The 14,128-nt window shown below is 72.7% G+C and carries 7 protein-coding genes; all 7 read right to left on the bottom strand.

Features of this window, described 5'->3' with window-relative positions:
* Positions 1–19 precede the first annotated feature (19 nt).
* The 7 genes from ACWCO2_RS22250 to eccCa all read right to left on the bottom strand — a co-directional run bounded on the left by ACWCO2_RS22250 (position 20) and on the right by eccCa (position 14,101).
* Entirely contained in the window at positions 20–904 is an 885-nt protein-coding gene (locus ACWCO2_RS22250; RefSeq protein ID WP_450129672.1) for a hypothetical protein, read from the bottom strand.
* A gap of 43 nt (positions 905–947) precedes the next feature.
* Positions 948–1,358 carry a YbaB/EbfC family nucleoid-associated protein gene (locus tag ACWCO2_RS22245; protein WP_450129671.1) on the bottom strand — a complete coding sequence of 137 codons (411 nt, stop codon included), beginning with the start codon at positions 1,356–1,358 and terminating at the stop codon, positions 948–950.
* Positions 1,359–1,465: 107 nt separating this feature from the next.
* Complete coding sequence (locus ACWCO2_RS22240; protein ID WP_450129670.1) at positions 1,466–4,756, bottom strand: right-handed parallel beta-helix repeat-containing protein; 3,291 nt, start codon at positions 4,754–4,756, stop codon at positions 1,466–1,468.
* 39 nt (positions 4,757–4,795) lie between these two features.
* Entirely contained in the window at positions 4,796–7,297 is a 2,502-nt protein-coding gene (locus ACWCO2_RS22235; RefSeq protein WP_450129669.1) for a hypothetical protein, read from the bottom strand.
* Between the two features lie 7 nt (positions 7,298–7,304).
* Positions 7,305–8,648 carry a type VII secretion protein EccB gene (eccB, locus tag ACWCO2_RS22230; protein ID WP_450129668.1) on the bottom strand — a complete coding sequence of 448 codons (1,344 nt, stop codon included), beginning with the start codon at positions 8,646–8,648 and terminating at the stop codon, positions 7,305–7,307.
* A gap of 10 nt (positions 8,649–8,658) precedes the next feature.
* Positions 8,659–10,050, bottom strand: coding sequence for a type VII secretion integral membrane protein EccD (gene eccD, locus ACWCO2_RS22225; RefSeq protein WP_450129667.1), 1,392 nt, complete (start codon positions 10,048–10,050; stop codon positions 8,659–8,661).
* Positions 10,051–10,105: 55 nt separating this feature from the next.
* On the bottom strand, positions 10,106–14,101 hold the full coding sequence (gene eccCa / locus ACWCO2_RS22220; RefSeq protein ID WP_450129666.1) for a type VII secretion protein EccCa: 3,996 nt from the start codon (positions 14,099–14,101) through the stop codon (positions 10,106–10,108).
* Positions 14,102–14,128: the final 27 nt, after the last annotated feature.

The following is a 14,128-nucleotide window of genomic DNA, read 5'->3' as shown; positions in this document are numbered from 1 at the left end:
GCCGCCGAGGCGAGCGCGCTCAGCCCGACGGCTGGCGGAAGTAGCTCGGCTCGCCGTCGCGGGGGAACTCCATGTAGATCTGGTCCCCGGGCTTCCGGGAGTTCTCCGCTCCGGGGTCCTCGGTGACCAGGAAGAGCCGCTCGCCCTCCTCGGCCGGGTAGGGCTTGGACCGGCCGTCCCGGCCGTTGAGCGTCAGGTCGTGGCCGTCCAGCGCGGTGATGTCGGAGTAACCGTCGACCTTGAGGCGCACGACGCCGCCCTCCAGCTCGGTGGCGCTGACGATGCCCTGGTTCTTGCGCAGCGGAACGCCGTCCACCCTGGGCTGCTCGCCCTCGCGCACCGCGCGCATGCTCATCGCGGAGATCATCTGCGCGTCCCGGGTCACCACGCCTTCCGGTTCCCGGTCGCCCACGACGTGCGTGACCGATCGCTGCGCGGTGGACTTCGATTCCCGGCCGGGCTTGTCCGGGGCCTGCGACCGCGAGTGGCGGTTCGGTCTGCGGGGCATCACGTCGTTCTGCGGGGTTTCGCTCGGCTTGCGCGCGTGGTAGGACGCCGGTTTCCCGGGCGGCAGCGGGACATCGCCGCCCAACGACTTGAACTTGCCCGACAACTCGTCGGCGGCGTCCCGGGAACCCGCGTACATCTTCCCGTTCTCGTGGAGGCCCTCGCTGATGTAGCGCAGCGATCCCGAGAGCTGGGTGACTCCTTCGACGAACGTCTCGTTGCCCTCGTCGAAGTTGCCGAAGAACTCCGCGCCCACGTCGTCGTCGCCGAAGCTCCCCCGGTACCGGGCGCCGAACGAGCTGACCCGCTGCCGGATCGACTCCAGCCGATCGCCCACGTCGGCGTAACCCTGGCCGCTGCGGCTCAGGTTCTCGGGGTCCACCCAGAACTGGCTCATGATCGTCCCTCCGCTGCTCGCGCCCGCCCCACCGGCCGGGGCTTCAGCCCCGGTTCAGCCGTTCTCTCAGCAGGGTCGGCAGTTTGGACTCGTCCGGGGCCATCTGCTCGGCGCTGACCGTCCCGTTCAGCACCGCCTTCACGTCCATCCCGGGAGGCATCATCGGCGCCATGACCTCCGCGAGTTCCTCGGTCAGCTTGGCCCGGGCGTCGGCGATCGTGCGCGTCACCAGCTCCGACAGCTCGTTCTTCGCCAGCCTGCGGTACCCGCTGGTCAGGAACTTCAGCTCGGTGATCACGCCCTGGGGGCCGACCGTGACAGACAGCTCGCGGCGCGGGGACACCGCGGTCGCCGCGACCTCGCTCAGCCGCCGCTGCCGCTCGGCGAGTTCGGTGACCTGGCGCTCGTACGCCTCCCGCAACATCTCCACGTTGCGGCGATCCACTCCGGGCATTTCCGGCCTCCTCCAAGCTCTTCGGGACAAGTCAACGACAAGGCGGGACGACTGCTGGGCGACGCCGGGCGACCGGGAGACCTCCGGGCACCGGAATCTGCCCGGACTCACCCGACCGAGGCCAGCCCGCCCAGTTCGGCCCGGTTGGCCAGCCCGGCCAGGTCGGCGGCGGCCAGCGTGCGCGAAGCCGCCATCCGGGCCAGGCGGCGGGAGAGCCGGTGGACGCCGAACACCGTGCTCTCCCCGGACTCCTCGATGTGCGCGCGCAGCGCCGCGGACACCTCGTCGGGCACCTGGTGGCCGCGTTCGCGCAGCTGCCGGACGGCGATGGCGGCCAGGTCGACCGCGGAGTACGCGTCGACCTGCCACCACTCCCCGAAGCAGTCCCGCAGCTGCGGCACCCGCTCGAACAGGTGCTCCACGCCCGGGCGGGTGCCGGTCAGCACCGCGACCGGATCGGCGGCGTGCTCGCGCATCGCGGCCAGCAGCGCCTCCGCCTCCTCCGCCTGGGGCTCCCCGTCCGCGTCGACGTCCACCACGACCAGGCCGCCCTGCGCGTCCTGGAAAGCCTTTCGCACCAGGCTCTCCGCCTGTCCGGGCCACTGTGGACGCAGGTCCTCGGTGAGCGAGGCGTGCACCACCTGGCCGATGCCGATCAGCCCCAGCTCGGAGAGCCCCTGGGCGTAGAGCCGGGCGAGTTCCCGCCTGCCGCTGCTCCTCGGCCCGGTCAGCACCGCGTTGCCGTGCTGGCCGAGGGCCCGGCGGTTGTTCCGGCGCTCGCACAGCGAGACCAGCGCCGTGCCGATCGCCTGGCGCGGACCTTCGAGCCCGATCAGGTCGGACAGCCGCCGCCACGCCCGGCTGACCCGGACCGCCGAGGTGGGGTCGGTGGCGGCGTCGCTGCCCGCCGTCTCCTCGGCGGGCAGCTGTTCCAGCATCGCGATCTGCGGGGCGACGTCGGCCGCCGTCAGCCTGCTGAAGTCGGCGTCCCTGGCGGGCGGGTTCTGGGCCAGCCGCGAGGCCTGGGCGCTGATCATCGATTCGAAGAGCTTGCGGGCGACCCGGCCGTTGCCGAAGGTCTCCCCCTTCGGCACCCGGGTGAAGTACCCGGTCAGCTCCTCCACCGCGTCGTCGGTGAGCTCGTAGTAGTGCTTGCGGCACAGGTTGCTCGTGATGGTGACCAGTTCTTCGACGCTGTAGTTGGGGAACTCGATGGTGCGGGTGAACCGGGAGGCCATGCCGGGGTTGGACTGGAGGAACTTGTCCATCAGCTCCGAATAACCGGCGACGATCACCACCAGCTCGTCGCGGTGGTCCTCCATCATCTTCATAAGCGCGTCCACGGCTTCCTGGCCGAAGTCCGGGCCGACGCCGCCGGTGCTGGCGGTCAGCGTGTAGGCCTCGTCGATGAACAGCACCCCGCCGATCGCCTTGGTCACCAGCTCGGTCGTCTTGATCGCGGTCGATCCGATGTACTGCCCGACGAGGTCGGCCCGGGCGGCCTCGATCATGTGGCCGCTGGAGAGGATGCCCAGCTCGCCGAGCACCGCGCCGTAGAGCCGGGCGACCGTGGTCTTGCCGGTGCCGGGCGGGCCCGCGAACACCAGGTGCCTGCTCATCGGCGGCATCGGCAGGCCCATCTCCTGGCGGACCTGCGACATCCGGATCAGGTTGATCAGGCCGCGGACCTCCTGCTTGACGCCTTCCAGGCCGATGAGCGAGTCGAGCTCGGCCAGCGGCCCGTCGAGCACCGCGCCGCCCGCCTCGCGGAGGCTGCTCTCGCCCGGCCCGGCGGTGTCGGCCTCCGGTCGCGGACCGCTGTCCCCGGCCGGCCGCGGCGCGGTGCTCGCGCTGTCGGTCACCAGGTTCTCCACCGAGACCTGGCGGTCGTCGGCCGGGTGCCGGACCGCCACGCCGCCGCTGTTCTTGACCACGCACCGGCTCAACCGCACCGGTTCGGCGGTCTCCAGGTGCGCGCCGTTCCCGGCGCTGTCGAGCAGTTCGCACTCGGTCAGGTCCGCGCGGGCGCCGTCGGCGAGGCGGATGCCGTGCCCGCCCGCCCCGCGCACCCGGCAGCGGATGCCGGTGAGCAGGCCGCCGCGGGCGACCCGGATGCCGTCCGAGGAGACGTAAACGATCTCGCTGTCCCTGACCACGACTTCGGCGGAGCCCGCGTCCAGCCCGCCGCCGCGCAGCATCGAGGAGGTCAGCTCCGCGCGCCCGCTGCCGGTGACCGCGATGGCCGTTTCGGCTCCGGTGCTGATCCTGGCGTCGGTGAACTTCGCCTTCGCCGAGAGCCGCACCGCGGTGGCGGCGGTCTCGATCGCGACGTCGGCGAACTCGACCGCGCCGTCGTCGATCAGCAGCCCGGCGCCCTCGCTCGCGTTGGCCCGGAAGCGGGTGAAGTGCACCGATGCGGTCGTGGACAGCTGCGCGACGGCCTCGGTGGTTCCGCGCACGGAGGTGTTGTCGAACCGGGACGAGGCTTCGCCGTCCACGACGAGCCCGACCGGGGAGTCCGCCAGGACGCACTCGACCAGCCTGGCCGAGGCCTGCCCGGTCACCTGCACAGCGCTGCGCCCGGCGCCGGTGAAGGTGCAGCCGCGCAGTTCCGGCTTCGCCGTGCCCGAGATGTGCGCGGCCTGCACCGCGGCCCCGGAGAACGACGATTCCGCGATGGTGATCGAGGTGCCGCCGGTGAGGTAGAGGTCGACGTTCGCGCCGTCCTGCACGGTCAGGTCGCTGACCTTGAGGCTGCCCTCCTGCTCCACCACGACACCGGGTTTCGCGGCGGCGGTGATCACGCCCTGCTCGACTACGCACCGGCCGCGGCCGTTCACGCAGATGCCGTTGCCCTCCGGGCGCTTGACCACGAACCGGCGCAGCGTCAGGAAACCGTCCTCGCCGACCACCGCCGCCGACGAGGCCACGTCGGCCACCACGGTGTCCTCCACGGTGCTCGGCGCCGAGGAGGTGATCACGATCCCGGCTCCGCTGGTGTTGGTCACCTCGCAGCCGCGCGTGGCCACCGATCCCGTGCCCCTGGTCAGCAGGGACGCCCACGACGAGCCCGCCACCCAGCAGCCGTCGAGGGCGACCTCGCCGCGCCGCACGTCCACCGCGGCGACACCGGTGTCGTCGCAGGTGAGCCGCAGGCCCCGGAGCTGGACCCCGTCGGCGTCGACCACCAGGGCGCTGCCCTCGGCCGCGTGCACCTCGACGGTGCCGTCGCCGTCCTCGGCGATGATGCTGACCGTCCGGTCCACGACGAGGTTCTCCTCGTACCGGCCGGGGCAGACGCTGATCACCGCCCCGTCGCGGGCCGCCGCCAGGGCGGAGCCGATCGTGGGGTGCTCCCCGGCCCGGTCTCCGCCCACCACCAGCAGTTCACGGTTCATCGCCCGCCATCCTCTCCGCCAGTCCCACCGGCATGCCCGTCATCGCCGCTGCACCAGTCCCGGCAGCGAGCCGAACCGGCGGGCGGCGGACTCCCCCACCGCGCCTCGGGGCTGGGCCGCCGCCCAGCGCTCCACGCAGCGCTGCAGGGAGGTGATCGCCAGCTCGTCCAGCGACGCCCGCGCGTCCACCCGGCCGGATTCGTCCACTTCGGACTCCGCCAGCTCGCGGAGCAGGACGCGACCCCGGGTGCCGTCCGATCGCGGCTCCGCCAAGTCCAGGATCTTGAAGCTGGTGCCCGGCACGAAGACCACGCGGTTCTCCACCTCGTCGGCGCCGCCCGGTTCGAGCAGCTTCGTCCGGCGGGCGGTCATCGACCACACCAGCACGTCCACCTCGCCCCGCTGGTCCGGGCTGGGCTCGGTCAGCGCGTGGATGAAGCTCCAGTCGGTCACGAGGCGGCGCCGCTGGTAGAGCTCCCACTGCTGCGGGGTCGGCGTAGCCGCGAACGCGGTCGCGCCGCGGTGCGAGGGCAGCCGGGTCAGCCCGGCGACCACGCAGCGGGCGAACGGCACGTGCGGCCCGTTCCGGCCCGTCCGCAGGGCCTGGTCGATCGCCTCACCCCGCTCCGAGAGGTGCAGTCGCACGGCGACGGTGTCGGTCAGCACGTCGGCCGACGATCGCCCGTCGGTGCCCTGGAAACCGGGGTGCTCGGAGAGGATTCGGGAGATCGAGTGGGACAGGGTGTCGAAATCGCGGCTCAGCGTCCGGCGCAGCCAGGCGCGTTCCTCGGCGATGCCGTGGTCGGCCACCAGCGCCGAGGCGGCGGGTTCCGGGACGGGCTGGATTCGCGCTTCGGCGGGCTTCTCCGGCTCTTCCGCGACTTCGGCGGTTTCCGGCTCGGGCTTCGGGGCCGGAGCGGGCTCCGGGACCGACCGCACGGCGGGGGCGGTGTCGGCCGGGCGCGGCGCGGGCGGTTGGTCGACGGTGGGGACCGGTGAGCTCTCCAGGCGGATCGCCATCGCCGAGGCCGGACCGGTTTCGGGCGGGGCCGGTGCTGGCCCGGCACCGGCGGCGCCGACCGGCGCTTCGGTGTCGAGGGACGCCTCGACCGGCGACCCGACGTCGAGCGGGTTCTCGACGGCGGGTGCCGGTTTGCCGGTGCGGATCTCCTCGCTCACGGCGGGCAGCTGCACGGTGTCGGTCACCGACGAACCGTCCGCCGATGGCGCGGGCTTCTCGGCGACCAGTTCGCCCCGGGCCGGACCGGCGACGCGGACCGCTTCCCGCCCCACGTCCGAGGCCGGGACGAGCCGGACCCGCACCCGGGTGGCCGGGTCCAGCCGGGCGAGCACGTCCAGGGCGAGCAACCGCATGCGCTCGGCGCTCTTCTCGTCGGTGGCGTCGAAGGCCAGGATGCTGACCTCGGCGCTCCACGGCTCGGCGCGCACCGCCGCCGCGTTCTGCGCGTCCTCGGGCGGGCGCACCCACAACCCCGACTGCACAACCTCCAGCACCGCGTCCGGCGTGTACCAGTAGACCGCCGGGGCGACCTGCTCCACGCCGCTGACCGGGATGCGGTGCGTCAGCAGGGCGGGGATCTCCTGGAACGCCGGGTCCGTCCTCGGCAGGTAGCCGACCTCGCGGGCGAAGGACTGCCAGCCGAGCCCGCCGTCCGCGCACACCGTGTAGACGTCCGGGGCCGTCGTCGAGCCGACCGGCATCCCCGTGTAGCAGATGACCCGCTCGTCGAGCAGGTCCGCGAGCGCCTGCCCGAGCGCCTCACCCGGCGGCAGCCGGACGGGACCGTACTGCACGAAGCGGACCTTCGCCAGCACCTGGTCGTCGAGCTGCCGCCAGAACCGGCTCACGTCGTCCAGCGACAGCGGTGGCGTGCCGGGGCAGCCGAGCACGACCGTCAGCACCTCCGGCTGGCAGGGCATGCCGCGCACCAGCCGCGACCAGTGCTCGCCCGTCTCGGCGTCGCGGGCCGCGGCGTGGATCCAGACCCCGCCCGGGATCGGGTCGGCCATGCCGACCGAACTGGTGGGCACGGGTTCGGTGACGCCGGAATCCCAGGAGGGCCGGGGAAAGCGCTTGGCCTCCCACTCCGGCGCCCGGCCCGGCCGGAAGCGGACCCAGCCGCTGCTCTTACCGGAGTGCACGAACAACGTCCCGCCCGCGCCGCGGAAGATCGCCCCGTCCGGGGCCACCACGGTGCGCCCGATGCGTTCCGACAGCCACTGCCCGGTCAGCGCCGTCGCCTCCCGGGACCGGCCGCCGAGGATCAGCCGGACCCCGCGACGCCGCCGCGGCAGCAGCTCGGCGACGGAGTCCCAGGCCGCGATCGGCACGTCGACCGGCAGGTCGACGACCACCATCTCGTGCTCGGCGTCGGCGGCCACGGACATCGCCAGCTCCTGCGCCTCCGGGGTCATCTTCGTCTCCGGGCACACCACGAGCACGTTGCCGACGGTGTGCTTGGCCAGCGCGAGCTCCGGCGCGCCGCGGCGGCGCCTGGTCAGCGGGGAACGTGCGGACATCACTTGTTCATCCCTTCCTGGCCGCGCCTGCCGCGGCCGGGCTCAGCGCCGGGCCGCTCGGCACGGTGGCGAGCAGATCCTTGGCCATGGGCCGCACCGGGACGCCGCTGTAGCCCAGCGCCCGCATCGAGTCGTCGTCCGGCAGCGGGTACCGGTGGCCTTCGGTGATCAGGTAGCGGTCGGGCACGCGCCGACCGGGCGGGATGGGCAGCGCCGCCACCACCACGCCGGTCCCCGGTCGCAGGTGGACACCGCCGCCCGGGCCCGCGGCCTCCGGCCCGGCGAAGACCACCTCGCTGACGACGCGAGGGCCGACCGGAACCTGCCGCAGGCAGATCGCGTTCGCGCCGTGGTCCTGCCACCGCGCTCCGCTGAGCTCGGGGAGCCTGCTGGTGAGCGACCGGTCGGCCGAGCGCGGCGCGGAGGCGACGGCCGCCGCGTCGATCTGGGCGGGTTCCGGCGATCCGGGAACGGCGTCCAGCAGCACGAACTCGGTCCGGCTCACCGGCGCCAAGCCCTCGCTGAGGAGCACGAACATCTGCACGGCACCGTTCACCGCGCGCTGCTCGAAGAGCTGGCCCACCTGGTAAGTGCCGCCGCCGATGGTCGGTCCCGGGGTTCCCCTGCCGTCGATTCGGGCCGGGGCGAGCACGGGACCGTCCGGCAGCGCGTCGAGCCACGGCTGCGGCGCGCGCACCGGCCGCACGTTCGCCATGCCCAGTGCGATGGGAACGGTCGGATCGGCCACCTGGTGCTTCGCGCCGCCCCAGAGCAGGTACTGCGCGCCCGCAGGCGATTCCACGAGCACGTACCGGTCCGGGGGCAGCGGTGCGGTCGGGACGTCGGGATCGAAGTTCAAGCTAGGTCCGGGCGCGGCGTCGCCGGGCAGGCAGGTCAGCCAGTGCGAGCCGACCAGGTCCTGCGCCGGGGGCAGCGTCTGCGGCGCGTCCGGGATGCCCATCGGGGCGCCGCGCGGCGCGTCGGCCAGGGACGCCCGGGAGAGCAGCGCCACCTTGGAGCTGGTGGCGTTCGGCCCCTGCAGCAGCTTCGCCGAGGCGTGGTTCAGCGCCGGGTGCAGCACGCCGCCCACGTTGACGTAGCGCGTGCCGGTCTCCTTCTCGACGACGATCGCGCCCTGCGCCTGCCAGGACTTGTTGCCACCGGGGACCAGCCAGCCGTAGATGCCGAACCCGATGGCGATCAGCACGGCCAGCACCAGTCCGATGTTGATGCCGACCAGGGCCCGCCGGGCGGGCACCTCGGCGCTGGCGGGATCGCCGAGCACCAGGGCCGAGCTCATCCGGCCCATCAGGAACTGGTAGGCGTGCACGTGGTCGCGCTGGGTCTGCATGGTTCCGCCCTCACCCGGCCAGTCCGCGCGCCCAGGCGTAAACCCCGAGCAGCTGGAGCAGCAGCGGCACGACCGCGAGCGCCGTGCAGGTGTCGAAGATGTTCGCCAGGTGGCCCCAGATCGGCAGCATCCGTCGCGTCGCGGGCCGCAACGCCGCCTTGACCAGCGCGAACAGCACCAGGAGCAGGCTCAGCAGGACGACGGTGCGCCACCCGGGCGAGAACTCCCGCGCGAACTGCAGGACCACCAGGCTCAGGCCCGCGGTGCCCGCCACGGCCAGCGAAACCCGTTGCCAGACACCGAGGAAGCTGCGGGAGCGCAGCAGCACCGCGCAGGCGAGCAGGATCACCAGGGTCCACGAGACCCAGCCCGGCTCCGCCAGGATGAACGGGAACGCCCCGACGAAGACCGTGGCGGCCACGACCATCGCCACGCTCATGTACCGATCCGCCGCCGCCGTCCTGGTGAACACCTCGTCGGCGGGCGCGGGATCGATGTCCTGCTGGAGGTCGTCGGCGTTGCGCGGCAGCTGCGGCCCGCGCAGGTAGGCGGCCCGGATGGTCAGCTTCGGCGCGAAGACGACCACGCCGAACAGCACGGTGGCCAGCACCCCGGCGACCTGGCCGATCGTCAGGCCGAATCCCGCGCCCAACCAGACACCGCCGATCACCGTCGCCGCGATCAGCAGCACCGTGATGAACGGCGCGTACGGGATGTCGTTGGCGGCGAAGCGGCGCAACACCAGCAGAACGGCGGCCGCCACGGCCGATCCCGCCGCGCCGACGAGGATTCCCGAGGGGGTCGGTGCCGTCGCTCCCGGCACGCCGTCGGCCGCGATCAGCCCGGCGAGCCCGGCCAGGGCGCAAGCGGCCAGTCCGGTCAGCCTCGTCAGCCCCAGGTCGTCCAGCTTCTTGGCGACCGGTGCGGCGGCTGCCGCGAAGACCACGGCCAACCCGAGCGCGAACCCGGCGTGCAACCCCGTCGGTCCCGGCCCGAGCAGGATCAGCCCGATCACCGCGACCACCGCCGCTGACAGGGTCTTGAACAGGACGCGGCTGTTCTCGTGCTTCCAGCGGTCCTTGCGCTGCCCGACCGACGTCGCGATGCCGTCGGTCAGGTCGTCGAAGTCCAGCTCGGGCAGCGGATCGTCGGCTGGCCGCAGGTGCAGCTGCTCGCCCTCCAGCCAGTCCAGCGTCTCCGGGGTGCCCGCCGGCTCCAGCGGTGCTCCGCCGAGCCGCTGCAGCACCCAGGAACCCTGCTCGTCGGTCCGGGGCTGCTGCTGGGTGTGGCTGAGCAGCACCGGCAGGAGATCGGCCACGGTGGTCGAAACGGGCACGGCGAGGTCGGCCTTGCCGTCGGGACCGAACACCGTGATCCTGCACAGCTCAGCAGCGCTGATCATGAGCCTTTCCTCCAGGGACGAACTTCGGCGGGTGGTGTGGTCGCGGGTCGCTGGTTCACGGCAACCCGGCGGGCGAGGCGGCGGTGGAATCAGCGGTCACGAAACCGGTCTGGATGAGCCCGACGCCTCGACGGGTGACGAGCTGGGCGCGGCCGGGCGGCAGCTTGCGCGGCGCGGCCTCCCCGAGGAACTTGCCCTCCTCCTTGGGGTAGGACAGCAGCACGCCGGGCGTGCCGAGCTCCCAGAGCCTGCGCAGCACCGGGTCCATCAACGCGCGCACCGCGCCCGAGGTGCTCCGCGCGATGATCAGGTGAAGTCCGATGTGGACGCCCTGCGGGATCATCGGCAGCAGCGGTTCCAGCGCCGAGCTGACACCGCCCCGGCCCAGCAGCTCGTAGTCGTCCACGACGAGGAACAGCTCCGGGCCTTCCCACCAGTCGCGCTTGCGCAGCCGCTCCGAGGAGATGTCCTGGCCCGGCACCCGCTTGGTCATCGACCCCACCGTCTGCTCGGCCAGCTGGTGCAGCGCCTCGGAGCTGAAGCCGTAGCCGACGCCGTACTCGGCGGGCACCTCCTGGTCGAGGTCCCGGCGCGCGTCGCCCAGCACGATCTTGGCCTCGTCCGGCCCGTACCGCTGCCGGATGGCGCGCAGCGCCAGGCGCAGCAGGTTGGTCTTGCCGGTCGCGCTGTCGCCGAAGATCATCAGGTGCGGGTGGACGAAGAAGTCGTGCCACACCGGTTCCAGCCGCTGCTCGTCGTAGCCGAGGCACACCCGGAACTCCCGCTCCGGCGCGGGGAGTTCGGCCGCGGGCAGGTGGGTCGGCAGCATCCGCACCGGCGGCGCGGCGCGACCGGACCAGAATGCCCGCACCTCCTCCGCCACGCCCTTGGTCGCATCGGCCAGGTCGTCGACGCCGGAGGTGCCGTCCAGGCGGGGCAGCGCGGAGATGAAGTGGAAGCCCTTCGCCGTCATCCCGCGCCCCGGCTGGTTCGGCACGGTGGCCGCCTTGCGGGACCCGACCTCCGATTCCATCGAGTCGCCGAGCCGCAGCTCGAACTTGGTGCCCAGCAGGTCGCGCAGCCACGGACGGATCTCCGACCAGCGGGTGGCGCTGAGCACCACGTGGATCCCGAAGGAGAGCCCTCGCGAGGCGAGTTCGCCGATCTTGGTCTCCACGTCGGCGAAGTCCTGCTTGACCGTGAACCAGCCGTCCACGACGAGGAAGACGTGCCCGAACCGGTCGTCCACCTCGCCTCGCGCGCGGGCCCGCAGGTAGGCCGAGATCGACTCGAACCCGTGCTGGGCGAACAGGGCTTCGCGGCGCTCCAGGAGCTGGGTCAGCTCCGCGATGGTGCGCACCACCCGGTCGTGCTCCATCCGGGTCGCCACCGAGCCGACGTGCGGCAGGCCGGACACCGACATGATCCCGCCGCCGCCGAAGTCCAGGCAGTAGAACTGGACCTCCTCCGGGGTGTTGGTCAGCGCGAGTCCCAGCACCAGGGTCCGCAGCAGCGTCGACTTCCCGCTCTGCGGCGCGCCCGCCACGCCGACGTGCCCGTCGGCCCCGCCGAGGTCGGCGACCAGCAGGTCCCGCAGCTGCTCGAAGGGCCGGTCGACGACGCCGACCGGAACCCGCAGCACGCCCCGGCTGCCGGGGTCGTCGACGGTCATCCCGCGCGCCGGGTCCGGCACCACGGTCGGCAGCAGCGTGTCCAGGCTCGGCGCCTCCGACAGCGGCGGCAGCCAGATCTGGCGGGCGGGCGGACCGCTGCCCGCCAACCGTCCGATGAGGACATCGGCGAGCGCGGGCACGTCCTCGTTCGGCTCGGGTTCGGCCTGCTGCTCGGGTTCCTCGTCGGCGTCCGGTTCCTCGTCGGTCGGCCGGAGCGCGTGCAGGCTCGGGTACGGCTGCGTGCGGAACGTGACGACCTCGGCGAACGCCCGGTTCTCCGCGACGACCACCGGTCCGTCGCTCGGCGGGCACGGCCCCGACACGTAGGCGCCCTTGAAGCGGACCAGCGTGGTGGTGTCGATCTTCAGGTAGCCGTTGCCCGGATCGGAGGGCAGCTCGTAGGCCTTCGCCGCCCCGATGACCGCGCGGGACTCCATCGAGGAGAAGGTGCGCAGCGCGATCCGGTACGACAGGTGCCCCTCGACGCGGTGGATCCGGCCTTCCTCCAGGCGCTGCGAGGCGAGCAGCAGGTGCACGCCGAGGCTCCGGCCGAGCCGCCCGATGGAGACGAACAGGTCCATGAACTCGGACTTGCTGGACAGCAGTTCGGAGAACTCGTCGACCACGATCAGCAGGTCCGGGAACGGCACCAGCTGCGCGCCGCCCGCACGCGCCTTCTCGTACTCGAACGAGGAGGAGAAGCCGCTCGCCCGGAGCAGTTCCTGCCGCCGCACCAGCTCGCCGTTGAGCGCGTCCTGCATCCGGTCGACCAGCGGCAGCTCGTCGGCGAGGTTGGTGATCATCGCCGAGGTGTGCGGCAGCCGGTCCATCCCGAGGAACGTCGCGCCGCCCTTGAAGTCGACCAGCACCAGGTTCAGGATCTCGGAGGAGTGCGTCGCGGCGAGGCCGGTCACGAGGGTGCGCAGCAGCTCGCTCTTGCCGGAGCCGGTGGCCCCGATCAGCATGCCGTGCGGCCCCATCCCGCCCTGCGCGGGCTCCTTCAGGTCGAGCTCGACGACCTCGCCGTCCTGGGTGACGCCGATGGGCACCGACAGCCGCGCCCGCTGCGCCGCGCGGGTCCGCCACAGCGCGGCCACGTCGAAGGTGCGCGGGTCGCGGATGCCCAGCAGGCTGGTCAGCTCGAAGTCGTTCTCCAGCGGCTGGTCGACGATGTCCACCGAGCCGCTGGTCCGCTTCGGCGCGAGCAGCCTGGCCAGCGCCTCGATCTGCGCCAGGCTCAGCTCGTCGCGCTGCGCGGAACCCGTGGCGTCGCCCGCCGGGAACTCCACCGCGTCGCCTTCCACGGTCAGGCGCAGCACTTTCGGCCCGCCCGGCATCTTTCCGGTGACGTCCAACAGCACCACGTTGCGCAGGCCGCCGTCGAGCAGCCGGGAGGACTCGGGGATGTCCGCCTGGTGCGCCACCACCACGACGAACGGTTCGACCACACCCGGACGACTGCCGGGGTCGTGGTCGGGCCGGTCGGTGACGTCGGCGCCGAGCACGTCCATCAGCTCGTCGTGGTCGCAGGCGAAAAGCCGCAGCGGGCCCGCGGTGTCGTGCACCGCCGGGTGCGCGTTGTGCGGCAACCACTTGACCCAGTCCCACTCCGGCTGCCCGGTCTCGTCGGTCAGCACGGCCACCCGCAGCTCGTCCGGTGAGTGGAAGGTGACCAGCTGGCCGAGGATGGCGCGCACCAGGCCCAGCGCGGATTCCTGGGAACCGGCGAACTCCACGCTGGTGAAGCTGCGCAGGCCGACCGAGATGGGGATGCCCGACACCGTCCGGTACGCCTCCCGGAAGCGGCGCAGCGACACCGCGGCGAGCGGTTCGAGGTCCTCGATCGGCTTGGTCGACGGCGCGGTGTACTCCACCGCCGCGGCCTGGGTGCCCAACCCGATCCGGGCCCGGCCGAAATCGGTGTCGTTGGCCCGGCGCTCCCACAGCCTCGGGCCGCTAGCCACCGACCACAGCCAGGACGGTTCGGGGTGGTTCCACACGACCGCCCGCCGCTGCTGGTCGGCGGCCTCCCGCGCCTTCTCGCGCAACTGCGCGATGTAGCGCAGGAAGTCGCGGCGCTCGGAGCTCATCTTGCGCTTGCGCTCGGCGGCGGCGCGCCCGATCTGGCTCAGCGCCATGGCCAGCATCCCCACGCCCATGACGCCGCCCATCATGTACATCCCGGACGAGCCGCTGGACGACGCGAACATCATGACCATCGCCGCCGAGCCGATGCCCATCGGCAGGAACATGGCCGCCGAGCGGAAGTCGAGCGCCGCGGGCTCCGCCATCACCGGCGGCTCCTGCAGCTCGACCTCTCCTTCTGGCATCTCCGGCCCGGCGACCCGCGGCGGCCGCTTCACCGTGATGGTGCTCATGGGTGTGCCTCGCTTGTGCTCGACGAG

This window comes from Saccharopolyspora sp. NPDC002376, from assembly GCF_053593195.1.
This window is presented reverse-complemented; position numbering and strand designations above follow the sequence as displayed.

Coding starts and splice junctions, on each gene's coding strand:
- ACWCO2_RS22250 (WP_450129672.1), bottom strand. CDS start 904: ATGAGCCAGTTCTGGGTGGACCCCGAGAACCTGAGCCGCAGCGGCCAG.
- ACWCO2_RS22245 (WP_450129671.1), bottom strand. CDS start 1,358: ATGCCCGGAGTGGATCGCCGCAACGTGGAGATGTTGCGGGAGGCGTAC.
- ACWCO2_RS22240 (WP_450129670.1), bottom strand. CDS start 4,756: ATGAACCGTGAACTGCTGGTGGTGGGCGGAGACCGGGCCGGGGAGCAC.
- ACWCO2_RS22235 (WP_450129669.1), bottom strand. CDS start 7,297: ATGTCCGCACGTTCCCCGCTGACCAGGCGCCGCCGCGGCGCGCCGGAG.
- eccB (WP_450129668.1), bottom strand. CDS start 8,648: ATGCAGACCCAGCGCGACCACGTGCACGCCTACCAGTTCCTGATGGGC.
- eccD (WP_450129667.1), bottom strand. CDS start 10,050: ATGATCAGCGCTGCTGAGCTGTGCAGGATCACGGTGTTCGGTCCCGAC.
- eccCa (WP_450129666.1), bottom strand. CDS start 14,101: ATGAGCACCATCACGGTGAAGCGGCCGCCGCGGGTCGCCGGGCCGGAG.